The 18,140-nt window shown below is 58.7% G+C and carries 16 protein-coding genes; 9 read left to right on the top strand and 7 right to left on the bottom strand.

Features of this window, described 5'->3' with window-relative positions:
* The first annotated feature begins 37 nt into the window (after window positions 1-37).
* Window positions 38-3,631, top strand: coding sequence for a pyruvate:ferredoxin (flavodoxin) oxidoreductase (gene nifJ, locus J3362_RS10790; RefSeq protein ID WP_349519651.1), 3,594 nt, complete (start codon window positions 38-40; stop codon window positions 3,629-3,631).
* The gene (locus J3362_RS10785; RefSeq protein ID WP_349519649.1) at window positions 3,624-4,616 is read left to right on the top strand and encodes a dihydroorotate dehydrogenase-like protein; all 993 of its coding nucleotides are present in this window, start codon (window positions 3,624-3,626) and stop codon (window positions 4,614-4,616) included. Before nifJ ends, J3362_RS10785 begins: the two co-directional genes overlap by 8 nt.
* A 12-nt stretch (window positions 4,617-4,628) precedes the next feature.
* Here J3362_RS10785 and J3362_RS10780 read toward each other — a convergent pair whose 3' ends face one another.
* Window positions 4,629-5,033, bottom strand: coding sequence for an acyl-CoA thioesterase (locus tag J3362_RS10780; protein ID WP_349519647.1), 405 nt, complete (start codon window positions 5,031-5,033; stop codon window positions 4,629-4,631).
* A gap of 197 nt (window positions 5,034-5,230) precedes the next feature.
* Here J3362_RS10780 and J3362_RS10775 point away from each other — a divergent pair, with 197 nt between their 5' ends.
* From J3362_RS10775 to phoU, 5 genes are all read left to right on the top strand, one after another.
* Window positions 5,231-6,271: a substrate-binding domain-containing protein gene (locus J3362_RS10775; RefSeq protein ID WP_502882429.1), complete on the top strand. Its 1,041-nt coding sequence runs from the start codon at window positions 5,231-5,233 to the stop codon at window positions 6,269-6,271.
* A gap of 137 nt (window positions 6,272-6,408) precedes the next feature.
* On the top strand, window positions 6,409-7,797 hold the full coding sequence (gene pstC, locus J3362_RS10770; protein ID WP_219120884.1) for a phosphate ABC transporter permease subunit PstC: 1,389 nt from the start codon (window positions 6,409-6,411) through the stop codon (window positions 7,795-7,797).
* On the top strand, window positions 7,790-9,064 hold the full coding sequence (pstA, locus tag J3362_RS10765) for a phosphate ABC transporter permease PstA (RefSeq protein WP_349519643.1): 1,275 nt from the start codon (window positions 7,790-7,792) through the stop codon (window positions 9,062-9,064). Before pstC ends, pstA begins: the two co-directional genes overlap by 8 nt.
* An 11-nt stretch (window positions 9,065-9,075) precedes the next feature.
* Entirely contained in the window at window positions 9,076-9,963 is an 888-nt protein-coding gene (pstB, locus tag J3362_RS10760; protein WP_349519641.1) for a phosphate ABC transporter ATP-binding protein PstB, read from the top strand.
* A 33-nt stretch (window positions 9,964-9,996) separates the two neighbouring features.
* Complete coding sequence (gene phoU / locus J3362_RS10755) at window positions 9,997-10,719, top strand: phosphate signaling complex protein PhoU (protein WP_088558819.1); 723 nt, start codon at window positions 9,997-9,999, stop codon at window positions 10,717-10,719.
* 331 nt (window positions 10,720-11,050) lie between these two features.
* On the opposite strand, the gene J3362_RS10750 is transcribed toward phoU, so the two are convergent.
* The 5 genes from J3362_RS10750 to mnmH all read right to left on the bottom strand — a co-directional run bounded on the left by J3362_RS10750 (window position 11,051) and on the right by mnmH (window position 15,643).
* Window positions 11,051-11,416: a histidine triad nucleotide-binding protein gene (locus J3362_RS10750; RefSeq protein WP_088558820.1), complete on the bottom strand. Its 366-nt coding sequence runs from the start codon at window positions 11,414-11,416 to the stop codon at window positions 11,051-11,053.
* A 41-nt stretch (window positions 11,417-11,457) separates the two neighbouring features.
* Window positions 11,458-12,753: an FAD-dependent monooxygenase gene (locus J3362_RS10745; protein WP_349519638.1), complete on the bottom strand. Its 1,296-nt coding sequence runs from the start codon at window positions 12,751-12,753 to the stop codon at window positions 11,458-11,460.
* An 82-nt stretch (window positions 12,754-12,835) separates the two neighbouring features.
* Window positions 12,836-13,393: an aminoacyl-tRNA deacylase gene (locus J3362_RS10740; protein ID WP_349519636.1), complete on the bottom strand. Its 558-nt coding sequence runs from the start codon at window positions 13,391-13,393 to the stop codon at window positions 12,836-12,838.
* 170 nt (window positions 13,394-13,563) lie between these two features.
* Window positions 13,564-14,397 carry a mechanosensitive ion channel family protein gene (locus J3362_RS10735; protein ID WP_349519634.1) on the bottom strand — a complete coding sequence of 278 codons (834 nt, stop codon included), beginning with the start codon at window positions 14,395-14,397 and terminating at the stop codon, window positions 13,564-13,566.
* 142 nt (window positions 14,398-14,539) lie between these two features.
* The gene (mnmH, locus tag J3362_RS10730) at window positions 14,540-15,643 is read right to left on the bottom strand and encodes a tRNA 2-selenouridine(34) synthase MnmH (RefSeq protein WP_349519633.1); all 1,104 of its coding nucleotides are present in this window, start codon (window positions 15,641-15,643) and stop codon (window positions 14,540-14,542) included.
* Window positions 15,644-15,776: 133 nt separating this feature from the next.
* Between mnmH and J3362_RS10725 the strand changes: the two genes are divergently transcribed.
* Window positions 15,777-16,436, top strand: coding sequence for a class I SAM-dependent methyltransferase (locus tag J3362_RS10725; protein ID WP_349519632.1), 660 nt, complete (start codon window positions 15,777-15,779; stop codon window positions 16,434-16,436).
* A gap of 443 nt (window positions 16,437-16,879) precedes the next feature.
* On the opposite strand, the gene J3362_RS10720 is transcribed toward J3362_RS10725, so the two are convergent.
* Entirely contained in the window at window positions 16,880-17,284 is a 405-nt protein-coding gene (locus tag J3362_RS10720) for a VanZ family protein (protein ID WP_349519631.1), read from the bottom strand.
* A 97-nt stretch (window positions 17,285-17,381) separates the two neighbouring features.
* Here J3362_RS10720 and cysZ point away from each other — a divergent pair, with 97 nt between their 5' ends.
* Entirely contained in the window at window positions 17,382-18,131 is a 750-nt protein-coding gene (gene cysZ, locus J3362_RS10715) for a sulfate transporter CysZ (RefSeq protein WP_349519629.1), read from the top strand.
* The last annotated feature ends 9 nt before the right edge of the window (window positions 18,132-18,140 follow it).

The following is an 18,140-nucleotide window of genomic DNA, read 5'->3' as shown; positions in this document are numbered from 1 at the left end:
GAACTGTCTTTCGGCCTCACCACAAGGAGTCGTGGCCATGGAGTTCCATACCCTCGATGGCAATGAAGCGGTGTCTTCGGTGGCTTACCGCCTGAGCGAAACCATTGCCATTTATCCGATTACGCCCGCCTCGGTGATGGGCGAGCACGCTGATGACTGGGCGGCCCTGGGCAAACCCAATCTCTGGGGGCAGGTGCCCAGTGTGGTGGAAATGCAATCCGAGGCCGGTGCCGCCGGCGCCATGCACGGGGCATTGCAGGCCGGGTCTCTGGTGACCACCTTTACCGCCTCCCAGGGGCTGCTGTTGATGCTGCCCAATCTGTACAAGATTGCCGGTGAGCTGTCGCCGTTCTGCATGCACATTGCGGCCCGCAGCATTGCCACCCACGCCCTGTCGATCTTCTGTGACCATTCCGACGTAATGAGTGCCCGCGGTACCGGCTTTGCCCTGCTGGCGTCCGGATCGGTCCAGGAAGCCCAGGATATGGCCGCGATCGGCCATGCCGTCACCCTGGAAAGCCGGGTGCCGGTGATGCATTTTTTCGATGGTTTCCGGACTTCCCATGAAATTTCCAAGATTGCAGCGCTCAGTGACGAGGATTTGCAGGCGCTGGTATCGCACGAAGGGGTGGAAGCACATCGTAGCCGGCGGATGACACCGGACCGGCCGGTGGTTCGTGGCACCTCCCAGAACCCGGACGCCTTCTTCCAGGCCCGGGAGGCCATCAACCCTTTCTATCAGGTGTTCCCGGAAAAGCTTGAAGCCGTGATGGATCGGTTTGCCGACATTACCGGCCGCCAGTACCGGCTGTTTGATTATGTTGGTCACCCCGAGGCCGACCGGGTCGTTATCCTGATGGGCTCCGGCGCCGAATGCGCCCACGAGACGGTGGAGTGGTTGCTCGAGCAGGGCGAAAAGGTCGGGGTCCTCAAGGTGCGCCTGTTCCGGCCCTTTGCCACGGAGCGCTTCCTGAGCGCTTTGCCTGACACGGTCGAACATTTGGCAGTCATGGATCGAACCAAGGAACCCGGGGCCCAGGGCGAGCCGATGTTGCTGGAAGTCAGCGGTGCCCTGATGGAAGCCTACAGCCGCGGCGAGCGCAAAGTGCTGCCCCGGGTGATCGGGGGTCGCTATGGCCTGTCCTCCCGTGAGTTTACGCCCGCCATGGTCTGCGCCATTTTCGACGAACTGAAAGCGGCAGCGCCGAAAACCCGCTTTACCGTTGGCGTGCGGGACGATGTCAGCCATCTCTCGCTGGACGTGGATAGCGAGCTGGATATTGAATCCCCGAAAACCCGCCGGGCCCTGTTCTTTGGTCTCGGCGCCGATGGCACCGTCAGCAGCAACAAGGCCAGCATCAAGATCCTGGGGGAGGGCACGGAGCTGCTCGCCCAGGGCCATTTTGTCTATGACTCCAAGAAATCCGGCGCTACCACCGTCTCCCATCTGAGGTTCGGGCCGCTGCCCATTCGCTCCAGTTACCAGATCAACAGGGCCCAGTTCGTCGCCATTCATGCGCCCCAGTTTCTGGAGCGGTTTGATGTGCTCGAACACGCTGCCGAGGGTGCCACGGTGCTGCTCAATGTGCCCTGGTCAAAGGACGAGGTCTGGGATCGGCTCTCGGTCGAGGTCCAGAGGGTATTGGTGGAGCGCAAGGCCCGGCTGTTCGTGATTGATGCCGCCGAGGTGGCGGAAAAGGCGGGTCTGGAGCGGCGGATCAACACCGTGATGCAGGTCTGCTTCTTCGCCCTGGCAGATATCCTGCCCCGGGAAGAGGCCATTGTCCATATCAAGGAATCCATTCGCAAAACCTGGGGCCGCCGCGGGCCGGAGGTGGTGCGCCGCAACGTGGAAGCGGTGGATTCGGCCCTGGACAACCTGCATGAGGTGCCGGTACCGGACAAGGTAACAGCAACCCGCACCCGACCGCCGAGGGTGCCCGAGAGTGCGCCGGACTTTGTCCAGAAAGTCACTCGCCTGTTGTTGGAAGGGCAGGGGGACAAACTGCCGGTCAGCGCTTTTCCGCCGGATGGTACCTGGCCAACGGGAACCAGCCAGTATGAGAAACGAACCATCGCCCTGGAGATCCCGATCTGGGAGTCCGACCTCTGCGTGCAGTGCAACTTCTGTGCAATGATCTGCCCGCACACCGCGATCACCAGCAAGGTGTTTGAGCCGGAGGCGGTCAAGGGTGCGCCGGAGTCGTTCGAGGTGGTGCCGGAAACCCAGACGTCTGAACTGGAAGGTCTGGATTATCGGATTCAGGTGGCGCCGGATGACTGCACCGGATGTGGTTTGTGTGTCGAGGTCTGCCCGGCAAAGGACCGGACCCAGCCGAAACGCAAAGCCATCAATATGCAGCCGATCGAAGCGCACCGTGAAGTGGAGGCCGACAACCTTTCGTTTTTCCGGCAATTGCCGGATGTCCCAAGGGATCGTATCCCCCGGGACTTCAAGTCCCTGCCGCTACTGATTCCTCTGTTCGAATATTCCGGCGCCTGTGCCGGCTGCGGAGAGACACCCTACATCCGGCTGCTGACCCAGCTGGTGGGGGACCGGCTGCTGATCGCCAATGCCACCGGCTGTTCCTCGATCTACGGCGGCAACCTGCCCACTACGCCTTACACGGTGAATGCGGACGGCCGGGGGCCCACTTGGAACAACTCGCTGTTTGAAGACGCGGCGGAACTGGGCCTGGGCATGCGTCTGGGGCTGGACAAGCTGGTGGGCCGGGCCCGGCAGTTACTGGATCACCTGAAAGGTCAACTGCCCGAGGGCCTCTACGCCGAACTGACCAGCGTCTGCACCACCACTGATGAGACAGCCATGGCCTCCAGGCGTGCCGCCATAGCGCAGCTTCGCAGCTGGTTGGCGGATCAGGAGGGCCCGGAGGTCCGGGAACTCGACAGTCTGGCTGATGAATTGTGCCCGAAGAGTGTGTGGGTCATCGGTGGCGACGGCTGGGCATACGATATCGGCTACGGCGGGCTGGATCACGCTTTGGCCTCTGGCCAGAATCTGAAACTGCTGGTGCTGGATACCGAAGTGTACTCCAACACCGGTGGCCAGCAATCCAAGGCCACCCCCATGGGTGCGATTGCCAAGTTCGCCGCTGCCGGCAAGGCCACCCGTAAGAAGGATCTGGGCCTGCTGGCCATGAGTTATGGTCACGTCTACGTGGCCCAGATTGCGATGCAATCCCACAGCAACCACACCACCAAGGCCCTGCAGGAAGCCGAGAGCTTCGACGGCCCGGCACTCATCATCGCCCACAGCCCCTGTATTGCCCACGGTTACGACCTGGTGCACTCGCCCGCACAGCAGAAGCGGGCGGTAGACAGCTGGGCCTGGCCGCTGTACCGGTTTGATCCCCGGCGCATCCACGAAGGGCTGCCGCCGCTTCAGCTCGATTCCCTGCGCCAGAAGGTCACCATGAAAGCCTATATGCAGGAAGAGGCCCGGTTCCGGATGCTGGAGTTGAGGGATCCCCAGCGTTACGAAAAGCTGGTGGCCGCAGCTTCTGAGGCGGCGACTGAGCAGCGTGAACTCTACAAACAGTTGGCGGGGATCCACTTCGAGCCCCACGAAACTTCTGACACTGACAACGAAAAGGGTGAACGTCATGACTGAATTGGCAACCCGTTGGCTGGGGCTGGAACTCCGCTCGCCCCTGGTGGTTGGAGCCAGTCCGCTGACCGATGACCTGGACGCGCTGAGAGCCTGTGTCGATGCCGGCGCCGGTGCCGTGGTGATGCATTCCCTCTTCGAGGAGCAGCTTGTGGAGGAGCAGCTGGCGGCCCATCGGTTTATTGATTCGCGGATTAACATGGACGCCGAGGCCCGATCGTTTTTTCCCGAATCGGAATTGTTCGAGATGGGATCGGACAGCTACCTGCAGCGGTTGGAGCTGTTGCGACATTCACTGGGTGTGCCAGTGATTGCCTCGCTCAACGGTATTTCAGCGGGTGGCTGGACCAGGCATGCACGTGAGCTGGAAGTGGCGGGCGCCCATGCCATCGAGCTGAATCTCTACGACCTGGCCTCGGACCCGGAGGAAACAGCGGAGGCACTGGAACAGCGGCAACTCTCGGTTGTGAGGTCAGTGGCTGAGCAGGTGAGCATTCCGGTCAGCGTCAAGCTGTCACCTTTCTACTCGGCGTTGCCTGCGTTCGTCTCCGGTATCGAAGAGTCAGGGGCCCGGGGGGTGGTGCTGTTCAACCGGTTCTATCAGCCGGATATGGATCTGGACGAGCTGGAGTTAAGCCGGGAGGTGGTGCTGTCGACCAGTGCGGAGCTGCCGTTGCGGTTACACGCAGCCGCCATGCTGTATGGCCAGACAACACTGGAAATGGCGGTTTCAGGTGGCGTTCATAGTGGTGACGATGCGGCAAAAGCGATTCTTTCCGGCGCTTCTGCTGTGCAGGTGGTCTCGGCGGTGCTGTCGGAGGGTGCCGGCGCCCTGTCGAGGATTACCCGGGAAATGACTGCTCGGCTCTCCGGAATGGGATACCGCTCGCTGGCGGAAGCACGGGGCGTCCTGTCAATGGCGAACGCCCCCAATGCCCGAACCTGGGAGCGTCTTAACTACGCCCGCCTTCTGCACGGCTGGAAATAGAACGGCTCAGGGTCAGAGAACCTGCTCCGGCACCTCGCGGATACGACCGTGCTCATCAATGGCGACGTAGACGAACAGCCCCTCGGTTACCTTGCGTGGGTTCTTGGCAGTGCGGTCAAGGGTCCACACTTCCACGCTTATTTTCATGGAACTGCGGCCGATATCGACGAGTTCGCAGTAGCAACCTACCTGAGATCCTACCCGCAACGGTGACAGGAACTCCATCCGGTCCATGGCGACGGTGGCGTTACGGCCCTGGGAAATCCGTCCGGCCATGGTATTGGCGGCGAGATCCATCTGTTTCACCAGCCAGCCGGCGAAGACATCGCCATTTGCATTGGTGTCTGAGGGGAGCGGGATAATCTGCAGGGTGAGTTCGCCACGGGGCGTGGGTTTGTCATCATCTAGCGCTGTCATATTACTGCCTTCTTGCGAGCCTGGAATTGTTTTAACACGCATGGTAGCGGGCTCAAGCGCCGCTGCAAGCAAATTTGAACATTCCCGACTATATTTCAGAAGCTGTAACAAAGTTGTCACAGAGTGCCATTAGTCTGCACACATCGGTAAAACACATCCGACACAACGTCCAAACCGAATAATGGAGACTTGACGTGATGAAACTGAACAAAGCACTCGCGACTGTAGCACTGGCCGGCTCCGTGGCCGCCATGTCTGCACCCGCCATGGCCCGTGACACCATCAGCATCGTGGGCTCCTCCACTGTTTATCCGTTCGCCACTGTTGTTGCCGAGCGCTTCGGCACCAAGACCGACTTCAGCACCCCCAAGCTGGAATCCACCGGTTCAGGCGGCGGTCTCAAGCTGTTCTGCCAGGGCATCGGTACCCAGCATCCGGATATCACCAACGCGTCACGTCGGATGAAGACGTCTGAGTTCGAACTCTGCCAGAGCAACGGAGTGACAGACATCACTGAATTCCGCATCGGTTCTGACGGCATTGTGATTGCCAGCTCCAAAAAAGCCGAGAACCTGGACATTACCCTGGAGCAGCTGTTCCTGGCCCTGGGCTCCAAAGTGCCCGTTAACGGCGAGTGGGTAGCCAACCCGAACAAAAACTGGAGCGACGTTGACTCCAGCCTGCCGAACAAGCCGATTCGTGTAATGGGTCCGCCCCCGACTTCCGGTACCCGTGATTCCTTCAACGAGCTGGCACTGGCTGCTGGTTGCGACCAGCTGCCTGAAGCCGCCAATCTGGGCAAGGACGAGCACGCCTCAATCTGCGAAAGCGTTCGTGAAGACGGCGCCTTTATCGAAGCGGGTGAGAACGACAACCTGATCGTGCAGAAGCTGATTGGTGATACCGGCATGTACGGTGTGTTCGGTTACAGCTTCCTGGAAGAAAACGCAGACCGTCTGCAGGCTGCCACCCTGAACGGTATGGTCCCGACTGCCGAAGCCATTGCTGCGGATGAGTATCCGGTAGCCCGTTCACTGTTCTTCTACGTGAAGAAAGCCCACGTTGGAGTGGTTCCGGGCATTGCGGAGTATGTCAGTGAGTTCACCAGCAACGCTGCCATGGGCCAGAACGGCTACCTGAAAGACGTTGGCCTGATCGTGCCGCCCCGTTCCGCGCTGATGGATCTGATGGACAAGGCAGAAAGCATGCCGAACCTGACCCTGGACGAGCTCAAGTAAGACCGCCGTCCGGTCAAGAACGAAGGTGCGGGCCTCGAGGGAGGCCCGCACCTTTCGCACGTTAGGACGATCCGGTGCCAGTGCAGAGGTGAATCTGTAAACTGAGCGCCAATCCGAAGTCGAATACAGGAATTTTCATGCAACCGGCTAATCTTTTATTACTGACTCTGGTGCTGGCGATCGTGGCCTATTGGCTCGGTTACGCTCGTTCCCGGTCGTTGGCGATGCCGCTGGGTGGGATCCGTCATCTCAAATCTCTTCCTTTCTATTACGGAGCCCGAGCGGCGTTCTGGAGTGGCATTCCAGCCCTCCTCGTGCTTGGTTTATGGGCAGCATTCCAGGGCAAAGTCATCCAGCTGATTGTTATTGGTGGTCTGCCGGATGGCATGATTCCGGCAACCGATGGTGAAGCGAGCCTGCTGTTGAGCAAAATCAGCAATGTGGCCAGCGGAGCCTTGCCTCCAGGCTTCGTTGAGGCCCCGATAGCGGAGGCCGCCGAGCGTTTGCAAGAGCTGCGTACGCAGAGTCGGTTCCTCATGTCTGGCCTGGTGATCTCGGTTGCCGTGCTTGCCGGTTTTCTCGGGTGGTTGAGAATCCGCCCGCGGCTCAATGCCCGTGCCCAGGTAGAGTCCATTCTCAAATGGGTATTTTTCGCCTGCGCGGCCCTGGCTATATTGACCACTGTTGGAATCATTTTCTCGGTGGCGTTCGAGACCTTTCGTTTCTTTGGCAAGGTCCCCTTCACCGAATTTATCTTTGGTAGTCATTGGAGTCCCCAGACCGCTCTGAGGGCTGATCAGGTAGCTTCCCAGGGTGCCTTTGGAATGATCCCCCTGTTTACCGGCACCTTGCTGATTTCTGCCATTGCCATGGTTGTGGCTGTGCCGGTGGGCTTGCTGTCGGCCATTTACCTGTCGGAATACGCGGGTAGAAAGGTGCGCGGTGTGGTCAAGCCGTTGCTGGAAATGCTGGCGGGTATTCCCACCGTGGTTTACGGCTTCTTCGCCGCGCTTACGGTGGCGCCGTTCATCAGCGATCTGGCCGCATCCATGGGTATCGAGGCATCAAGCCAGAGTGCCCTGGCTGCCGGTGCCGTTATGGGCATCATGATCATTCCGTTTGTGTCTTCCCTGTCGGATGACGTGATCAATGCCGTACCCCAGGCCATGCGTGATGGCTCTCTGGCGCTCGGAGCCACCCAGTCCGAGACCATGAAGAAGGTGATTTTCCCGGCTGCACTGCCCGGCATCATGGGCGGTATTCTGCTGGCGGTCTCCCGGGCGATTGGTGAAACCATGATCGTGGTCATGGCCGCAGGGCTGGCGGCCAACCTGACAGCCAACCCGCTGGAAACCGTTACCACCGTGACCGTGCAAATCGTGACCCTGCTCACCGGTGACCAGGAATTCGACAGCGCCAAGACGCTGGCCGCCTTCGCATTGGGCGCCATGCTCTTCCTGGCAACCCTGTTGCTCAACGTTATTGCACTGAAAATCGTACGCAAATATCGGGAACAGTATGACTGACCAACGTTCACAGGCGGAGATCGTCCGCCAGTCGCTCAAGCGCCGCTATCGCAAGGAACGCCGTTTCCGCGCCTATGGCATCATGGCCATCGCCATTGCCCTGGGGGCCCTGTTAATCCTGTTCACCGATATCATCGGCAAGGGTTATACCGGCTTCGTGAAGACCACCATCACCATGGATGTGCAGTTGGATGGTGAGATGATGTACCTGGATGATCCCACGGACGAGCGTCAGATCAAGATGGCCGATTTTGTCGAGCCTCTGGTTCAGGCGCTGATCAAGGAGATCCCCGGAGCAACAGAGGAGGACCGGAAACAGGTTCGCGAACTGATAAACCCCTACGCTTCGGTGACGCTTCGGGATGCCCTTAAGGCCAATCCAGAGTGGCTGGGCACCACGCAGACCATGACGTTCCTGACGCATACGGATGTTGACGTCTATGTGAAGCACGCGGGGGACGATGCCTATTCCATCAAGCTGAATGAACAGCAGCAGGCATGGGTTGACGAGCTTCTGCAGCGGGACGTGGTCGAGACATCATTTAACGATGTGTTCTTTAGTGGCGGAGATTCCCGTGATCCTTCCAAGGCGGGTATTCTCGGGGCTATTGTCGGTTCCCTGCTGACCATGTTCGTCACCCTGATCCTGTCGTTTCCGATCGGTGTCGCGGCCGCGATCTATCTGGAAGAGTTTGCGCCCCAGAACAAGTTCACCGACTTCATTGAGGTCAACATCAACAACCTGGCGGCGGTGCCATCGATCATCTTTGGTCTGCTCGGCCTCGCGGTGTTTATCAACCTGTTTGGAATGCCACGTTCGGTTCCGGTGGTTGGTGGGCTGGTACTGACGTTGATGACGCTGCCGACCATCATCATTTCCAGTCGGGCCGCGATCAAAAGCGTACCGCCCTCGATCCGCGAGGCCGCTGAAGGTATCGGCGCATCCAAGATGCAGGTAGTTCTGCATCATGTGCTGCCGCTGGCCATGCCGGGCATGCTCACCGGTTCAATCATCGGTATGGCCCAGGCACTGGGTGAAACGGCACCGCTGCTGCTGATCGGTATGGTGGCGTTCATTGTGGACGTACCGGACGGGTTCTTCGATTCGGCTACGGTTCTGCCTGTACAGGTATTCCTGTGGGCGGGCAGCCCGGAGCTGGCCTTTATTGAGCGAGCGTCGGCAGCCATCATGGTGCTGCTGGCCTTCCTGATCAGTATGAACGCATTGGCGATCTGGATGCGTAAACGTCTCGAGCGCCGGTGGTAAGGAGAATCAAGATGAATAGTGTGAATACAACCATTGCCAGTGAAGTTACCCAACCGGATGAGGTCGCCGTGCCAGTTCAGGAATCAAAGCCCGCTGAAACCATCATTGAAGAGGGCAAAACCGTCGGTAAGCCGTTCTCGGACGACCCGAAGTTTAAGCTTCGTGATGTCGAGGTGTTCTACGGCGATGCCCCCGCGATCAAGAAGATCAGCCTCGATATTGGCCGAAACGAAGTCATTGCCTTCATCGGCCCATCCGGTTGCGGCAAATCCACCTTCCTGCGCTGCCTGAATCGCATGAACGACAGCATCGATATCTGTCGTGTGAAGGGTTCCCTGCAACTGGACGACCACGACATTTACGACCCCAAGCGAGATGTTGTCGAACTGCGGGCCAGGGTCGGTATGGTGTTTCAGAAGCCGAACCCCTTTCCCAAGTCCATCTACGACAACGTGGCTTACGGCCCCCGGATTCACGGCCTGGCCAACCGCAAGTCGGATCTGGACGAAATTGTGGAAAACAGCCTGCGCAAGGCCGGCCTCTGGGAGGAGGCAAAGGATCGCCTGGACGCCAATGCAACCGGCATGTCCGGCGGCCAGCAACAGCGTCTGTGTATTGCCCGTGCAATTGCCGTGAGCCCGGAAGTGGTGCTGATGGACGAGCCCTGTTCGGCCCTGGACCCTATTGCGACCGCAAAAGTGGAAGAGTTGATTGCCGAACTGTCCGAAAGCTACACGATCGTTATCGTGACCCACTCGATGCAGCAGGCGGCCCGGGTATCCCATCGCACGGCTTACTTTCACCTGGGGCACCTGGTGGAAGTGAACGAGACCAACAAGGTATTCACCTCGCCGGAACATGAACTGACCGAGTCCTACATCACCGGCCGTTTCGGCTGATTCCGGACCTGAGGAATTTTGGAGAAGAACAGTATGCCTACGAAGAAGGACGAAGTTTACGGGGATCACATCTCCCACAAGTTCAATAACGAACTGATGGAGCTCAAGACCGAGTTCCTGAAAATGGGTGGCATGGTGGAATCCCAGGTCGAGAACGCCATTCAGGCCCTGGTGGATGGCGATGGTCATCTGGCCGACGAGATTCGTGCCAACGACAAGAAAGTTGACCGGATGGAAGTGGAAATCGACGAGGAGGCCACCCTGATCATTGCCCGCCGTCAGCCGACGGCACGGGACCTGCGTCTGGTGATCTCGGTCATCAAGATGGTCGCCGATCTGGAGCGTGTGGGTGACGAGGCCAAGAAAATCGCCAAGCTTGCGATCAAGCTGCAGGAAGAAGGCCAGGCCCCGCGCGGCTACGTCGAAGTCCGCCACATTGGCACCCACGTGCTCAGCATGCTTCACGATGCCCTGGATGCCTTTGCCCGGCTGGATTCCGAGCAGGCGTTGCGGATTATGAAGGAAGACAAGCGCGTCGATGAGGAATATCAGGCAGCGGCTCGGACCCTGCTGACGTTCATGATGGAAGATACCCGCAACATTTCACGGTGCATGTCCGTAATGTGGGTGCTCCGTGCCCTGGAGCGGGTGGGTGACCACGCATGCAACATTGCCGAGAACGTGATCTTCATGGTCAAAGGCGAGGACGTTCGTCATACGCCGGTGGAAGAAGCTGAGAAGGTGGTCGGACGCTGATTTTTGCTTTGGAGGAAGCAAGCGGGCTGGTAGTGCTCTTTGGGACACGCTCAAGGCATCCATGCGCGCTTATCTTTCGCCATCCATGGCGAAAGATAGTCCCAAACAGCACTACCAGCCCACTTGCCCGAAGCTGGGTGCTGCTTTCCAGTTCGTTTCAGTGATCTTTGGTATTGCAGGCGTGATGCAATAGTTTGGCCGGACGGCGTGTGGTGGGGCTTTCCGGGACTGTCTTTCGCCATGGATGGCGAAAGTCAAGCGACCAGGGACGGCTCGAGCGGGTCCCGGAAAGCCCCACCACATGCCGTCCCTCCACCCAAGCCTAAAACAATCAGGCCTGCTTCATTTTGTCGGTATAAGGCGGCCAGCCCAAAGGTTTGCCGGCAAGAACGTGCAAGTGGATGTGGAACACCGTCTGCCCTGAATTTTCCCCGCAGTTCATGACAACGCGATAGCCATCGTCGGAAAACCCCTTCTCTTTGGCAATCTTCGCTGCCACCAGGTACAGGTGCCCCACCAGTTCCCGATCATCTTCGGTGATGTCGTTAATGGTGGCGATGGCCTTTTTGGGGATGACCAGGAAGTGTACCGGCGCCTGAGGATTGATATCACTAAACGCCAGGGCGATGTCGTCCTCGTAGAGGATGTCGGCGGGGATTTCCCGGTTGATGATCTTGGTGAAAATCGTCTCTGACATGGTGGCTCCTTTTCGCGTGTCCTTGGGATTGTTGTTTGGTTTCAAAGCTGACTAAAGCCCGGAATCCGGGAAGTTATCTGCCTGATCACGGCGGGCAGTTCCTCGTCGATGCCCATGGCGTAGCGGGCGACCCGGTTGCGGGCAAAGGGCAGGGCGCGGGCGGCGCCGAGGCCGAGGTTGCGTAGCAGGTGGACGGGTGGAATCCGGTTGCTGAACAGGTGGTAGAACACATCCATGGTCAGCATCATTCTGCGGTTTGCCGGCCGGCGCTGTTGCTCATAGAGATTCAGCCACTTGGGAGTGGCCAGATCATCACCCGCGCGCTTGGCCTCCTTGAGCGCCGCCTGAAGGGCCTGGGCATCCTGGAAGCCCAGGTTTACCCCTTGCCCGGCCAGCGGGTTGATGGTGTGGGCCGAGTCGCCGGCCAGGACGACCCGTCCGCAGTGGTACTGTTTGGCGTGCTGGCGGGCGATGGGAAACGAGGCCTTGCTGTCGATGTGTGTCAGCAGCGGCAGGCTCGCGGGAAACGAAGACTGGATCTCGTTCATCAGCGCGCTGTCGTCCAGGTTTTTCAGGCGAGCGAGTTCGTCGGGCGAATCGTACCAGACCAGGGAGCCCCAGCTTTCGCCGGGATGTTCCAGACCGGCGCTGTGCAAGGGCAGGAAGGCTCTTGGGCCGGAGGGGTGGAAGCCCTGCCACGTAATGTCTTCAACCGGCCCCTGATAGCGTACCGAGACGACCATCGCCTGCTGGTCATACTGGTTCCGGGTGGTGCCAATGCCGGCCAGGTCGCGAACTCGGGACTGGGCTCCATCGGCTCCGACCACCAGGGTTGCGAGCAGCTCGCGGCCGTCATCAAGAGTGACCGTGGCAGTCTCATCGGATTGCGACAGTGAGGCGACACCCTGACCGTGGAACAGGGATACCTGTGGGCAGGCCTCGGCGGTTTGCCAGAGCGCCTGTTGAGTCACCGAGTTCTCGACGATGTGTCCCAGATGGTGCGCACCCAGCTCGGTGGCGTCGAATTGGACTTCGGCCAGTTTCCGGGGTACCAGGTTCTGCAGTGGGTAGCGGGTTTCATCCCATACGGCCAGCCGCTTGTAGGGCGTTGCCCGCATGCGAAGGATGTGGTCCCAGGCACCCAGGCTCTGAAGATAGCGTTCACTGCCGGCACTCAGGGCCGAGACCCGGATATCCGGGGCGCTGTTCGGGTCAAAGGCGGGAGGCGGAGCCCGGTCAACAAGGGCAACGCGGAAGCCATTCTGGCCAAGGCCAGTGGCGAGAGCGGCACCGACCATGCCGGCACCAACTACCACAATATCAAAGGCTTGAGTCATATCGGTTTCCTGTCTGATGCCCTCAGTTTACGCGATGACGGCAGCCAGACAAGAGATCGGGATCAAGCCGGAATGAAAACCCTCAATAGCCTGCCATACCTGACACCCGCGGCTCGGCAGCGTCGTCAGGCCTGCGACGGCTCTTGATCAGCCAGGCGGGCTTCTGTGCACCCGGTTTGTTGAATCCCTGGTTCAGGACCATGGGTTGCACGAGGGTCAGGAAATCCGAGGTTTTCATATGTACCGATTCGCTGTGGCTGCCTGCGGCGAACGCCAGTTCGGGCTGCTCGGTCAGCGCTTCGGCGCAATAGACGGTCATTCCGAACAGGTTGCCAAAGGGGGGCATGGCGCCTACCTCGCAATCCGGGAAGCGGTCCTGGAATTCCTGCTCGTCAGCGAGGTCAAGAAAGTCGGTGTCGAGGATGCGGGATAACCTGTCCCAGCGGATTCGCCAGGTGGCCGGCATCACCAGCATTGCCATTTTGCCATCCAGTTCGATGATCACCGTTTTAACGACACGGTCGCCGGCAATCTTGACGTGGTGGGCGAGTTCCTGGGCGGTAAATGCAGGAGGGTGGGAGAGGCACATGTATTCCACACCTGCCTCATCAAGGAATTCCTTCAACTGCTGTACCGGCATAGTGACGACCTCCTACCAGCAATGACAGCGTTCCGGAGCCTGTGTTGATCTAATTGCCTGGCCCCGATGGCCTGGCGGGGTTAGTCAACCCCGCCATTAATGGTCAGCTTAGTTGAGGTTACGCAGTTTGCGAGTAACCGGATGTATCAATGAGAAACCGATCTCGAATCTCAGTCGGTTTTAATCATATGCACATCGCGCTGGGGGAACGGAATGCTGATGCCCTCGGCGTCGAATGCCTTCTTCACTTTCTCATGCATGTCCCAGTAGAAGGGCCAGAGGTCGGCGGACTTGGTCCAGGCCCGAACGGTCAGATCGACGGAGCTTTCGCCGAGGGCACCAACAACAATCAGTGGCTCGGGGTCTTTCAGTGCGCGCTCGTCTTCCTCAATGAGGCGTTTGCAGATGGCCTTGGCCTTGTCGATGTCATCACCGTAGCCGATGCCGAAGCTCATGTCGCAGCGACGGGTTTCATAGGCGCTCAGGTTGGTCAGGCTGGCGTTGGCCAGTTGACCATTCGGGATCACAATCCGGCGGTTATCGAAGGTGTCGACAATGGTGTACAGGATGGAGATTTCCCGGACGGAGCCAAGGTAGCCCTGGGCGTCGATGACATCGCCAACCTTGAACGGTTTGAAGATCAGGATCAGCACGCCGCCAGCGAAGTTGGCCAGGCTGCCCTGTAGCGCCAGGCCGACGGCCAGGCCGGCAGCACCGATAATGGCAATGAAGGAGGTGGTGGCAATGCCGACCATGGAGGCGACAGAGACCAGCAGCAGAATCTTGAGGATTGCTCCGATCAGGCCGCAGAGAAACTTGTTCAGGGTGGGGTCTTTTTTGCCCAGCTTGTTATCGAGGACACCGACAAACCGGTTGATCAGCCACATGCCCACAATCAGAGTGACAATGGCCAGCACGACCTTGGGTGCGTATGTCATGACCAGAGACATGGCCTGATTCATGAGTTCCGAGGCACCGCCTTCAGCGCCAAATAGGTCTTCCATAAAAGACTCCTTGTTCGTTGGTATTTTTTCATAAGTGTCGGATTAACGGACAAAATCCTGCAACAACCTGATTCGTCTACTTCTCTATATAGCAGACAAATGTCAGGGGTGTGTACTGCAGGCGTAATATTCAGTCAGGGCCTTACGCAACCGAGCTCTTGTTGGCCCAATCGAGAATGGTCTCGGGGCCTCCGCGGACAAGAATCCGGCCTTCTTTCTTGCCCAGTTGGTAGTCGTACATGGGGTCGTAATAGTCCTGGAGCAGCGACTGGATCCAGGCGTTATGGGCAGCTGTCTCTCCGGTGGCTTCCTGCTGCAGGAGTGCCTGTTCCATCAGGCCTCGCAGCTGCTGGTGCCGTTCCCCGCCCAGGCGCTTGCGGATACGGTCAATGGCGCTCAGCAGATAGTCCCGGAAATTCAGCCAGCCCGCTTCGGTCCCGTCGCGGTCCACGTAATCCGAATACATTCCTTCAACATAATCCTCACGGATGATGCCAATACGCTCTTCCATCGGTTGCTCGAGGATCAGCAATGGCGACCCGGCCATGCGCTCCTTGAGGGATTCGGGCAGGGCGCAACGGCCCACCAGGCGGCTTTCATCCTCCAGATAGACCGGACCACTGTTCAGGTGACGGGCTTTGAGCATGGCCACGGCCAGCCGGTTCTCGAAATCGATCTGTGAAGGCTGCGGTGTTACCTGACGCCCGAAACTGGAACCCCGGTGGTTAGCCAGGCCTTCAAGATCCACCGGATTCGGCAGCTGTTGCAGAACCCGTGTTTTGCCGGTACCGGTGCGCCCGCTGAGAATATGGAACTCGCCGGATTCGATCTGCGCTTCCAGGCTGTCGATCAGGAATCGGCGCAATGCCTTGTAGCCGCCTTTAACCAGCGGGTAGTCAATGCCGGCATCCCGGATCCACTGCTGGGTGAGCCGGGAGCGCAGGCCACCCCGAAAACAGAACAGGTAGCCGTTCGGGTGGCGGGCCACAAAGCGCTTCCAGGCTTCAATGCGCTGGGCCTTGATGTCACCGGACACCAGCTGGTGTCCCAGTTCAATCGCCTTTTCCTGGCCTTTCTCCTTGTAACAGATGCCAATCCGATGGCGCTCCTCATCGTTCATCAGGGGCGCGTTTTCGGTATTCGGAAAGCTGCCACGGCTGAACTCTACCGGTGCCCGGACGTCCAGCAGCGGCACATCGTTCAGGAACAGGGAAAGGTAGTCGTCGGTGTCGGGTCTGCTTGCCATTTCAGCGGTAAACCAGTTGTCAGATGGAGGCGGCAGTATAGCGGAAATGGGGTTTTTCTGCTTGTCGCCGCCTGTTTCCCGGACCGGTCACGGGTACAATGGCGCCTGAGTGAAATTCGAGGTTGGATACCCCATGTCAGCGGACTGTCTGAATCAGCACCTGCGGAAAACCCTCTCCCGAGGTCGGGTGGCCGTTTCCCGTCCTGCCGGCTGTGAGCGCATTGCCTTGTACCTCTTTGACCCAACGGTGCTCGAAGGGCCGTTATCGCACGACGAGGCCCAAGCGGTGGTTGCCGAACCTGCCTACTGGTCTTTCTGCTGGGCCAGTGGCCAGGTGCTTGCCAGCTGGATTCTGGACAACCCCCAGTGGGTCGAGGGCAAGCGGGTCCTGGATTTCGGCTCCGGATCGGGAATAGTAGCCGTAGCGGCCGCGATGGCGGGAGCAAGGCAGGCCATCGCCTGTGACATTGATCCGGCAGCGCTGGACGCAGCTAGTGTAAACGCGGCTCTCAATGGTGTTTCCGTTGGCCTTTGCCGTGACTGGGCAGGCCGACCGAAGGATCTGGATGTCGTGACAGCGGCGGATGTGCTTTACGATCCTGAAAACCGGCCGTTGCTCGGCGTTTTCCGCGAGGCGGCACCCCGGGTGCTACTGGCGGATTCGCGGATGAAGGTGTTGGGTGACAGCGCCTACCGCAAGCAGACAACGCTTGAGGCCCGGACCTGGCCGGATCTTAACGAATTCGAGGAGTTCAATCAGGTTCGTATCTACCTGGCCGACAACGACCAGTGATGCAATGGGGGTGAGAAAAAAGCGGGTATAAAAAATAAAGGGCAACCATACGGTCACCCTTTCTCGGAACAGGTCGGCGCATCCTTGCGCATTGGGCAACAGCCGTGTTGCGAGATCCTTGAGCCACTCCGTGGTGCCGGCATCCGAGCCGGCTATCCGAATAGTTATCCCTTAAGCGAGGCGTCCTTGTGTCCTTACCTCTCCCTGCAGTCCGTGCCGGGGTGCATCCAGTGCGTCGTCCTTTTCCCTGTCATCCTTGACGATAACAATATACCAATTGGATTCTGACAAACGTGTGAACTGTGCACGCGTCGAATGAGGTGTCGGTTTGGGTGTATCCAATAAAATAAAGTTATCAAAGAGTTAGCTTTTCTCTAAAGAGTTTCTGGAACTCCCGCGCACGCAACGTAACTGCAAGATCTCACGCCTTTGTGAGAGATATCTCACAGCGATTCTGGCGAATTTCGCAAATCCGGTTTTCCGGCGTTTCGGATGCCAGGCCAGGGAAGCAGTCCGATAGCAATGCCGGCGCCGTCCGCAGCCAGATCGGCCAGGGAAAATTCCCGATAGGGCAGGGTTGCCTGGATAAGCTCAATGCCAAGACCAAAGCCTAGTAAGGCCGGCGCAAACCAGATGGCCCGGAGCTCCGGCCAGGCCAGACGGGTGAGGATGGTGAGCTCAAGGAAGGCGATGAGGTGGTTTACCTTGTCGTTTGACGATGACGGTATGGCGTGGGTGCTATCGGTTGTCGCAAGGAAGCCGATGGCCAGCAAGGAAACCACAAAGGCTGCCTGCCAGAGGGGGCGGTATTGCAGCAGGCTGGTCAGTTGTTGTTTCAATGTATCCATCGGGGAAGTCACTGAGCGTTCTCGGGCTGTGGGAATGTTGCCAACATGATATGCTTTGCGCCCCGTCATTGTCATTGAAGCGGAGGTCCTGCCAGCTATGCTCAAGGGTAATTTTTTTCGTGGATTGGGCTACCTGGGTGAGGGTTTCCGCCTGATTCGTCAGCCCGGTCTGCGGCTGTTCGTCATTATCCCACTGGTTATCAATATCCTGCTCTTCGGATTGCTGTTCTTTTTTATGGGAGAGCTATTCGCAGGCCTGATCGCCGCTGCGATGGGGTGGTTGCCGGACTGGGCGTGGCTTCAGGCACTGGATTGGCTGTTCTGGATTCTGTATGGGGCGGTCATCGTACTGATGCTCGCCTACGGCTTTGTGATCGTTGCCAATCTGATTGGTTCCCCTTTCTATGGCTATCTTGCCGAGCTGACAGAAAAGCACCTGACCGGTCAGGAGGTGAATACCGATGACAGCTGGGCATCGATCATCAAGGATATTCCCCGTGCACTCTGGCGCGAGGTTCAGAAGATCCTGTATTACCTGCCGCGAGCTATCGGTTTACTGATCATCGGTCTTATACCGGTTGTTAATCTGGTGGCTGCTGTTCTCTGGTTCCTGTTCAACAGCTGGATGATGGCGCTGCAATACGTGGACTACCCCGCAGACAACCACAAGGTCAGTTTCCCCGCCCTGAGACGGTTGCTCGGTGACACACGCTTGTCTGCCTTCGGCTTTGGCCTGCCGGTGGCGCTGGCCGCCATGGTGCCGGTGCTGAATCTGTTTGTCGTGCCGGCGGCGGTATGTGGGGCGACGGCTTACTGGGTGCGTGAGAACGGCGCCACAAGAACTTAATTGGTCTGG

The organism is Marinobacter sp. NFXS11 (assembly GCF_040148675.1).
In the GTDB taxonomy this organism is placed as follows: Bacteria; Pseudomonadota; Gammaproteobacteria; order Pseudomonadales; family Oleiphilaceae; genus Marinobacter.
This window is presented reverse-complemented; position numbering and strand designations above follow the sequence as displayed.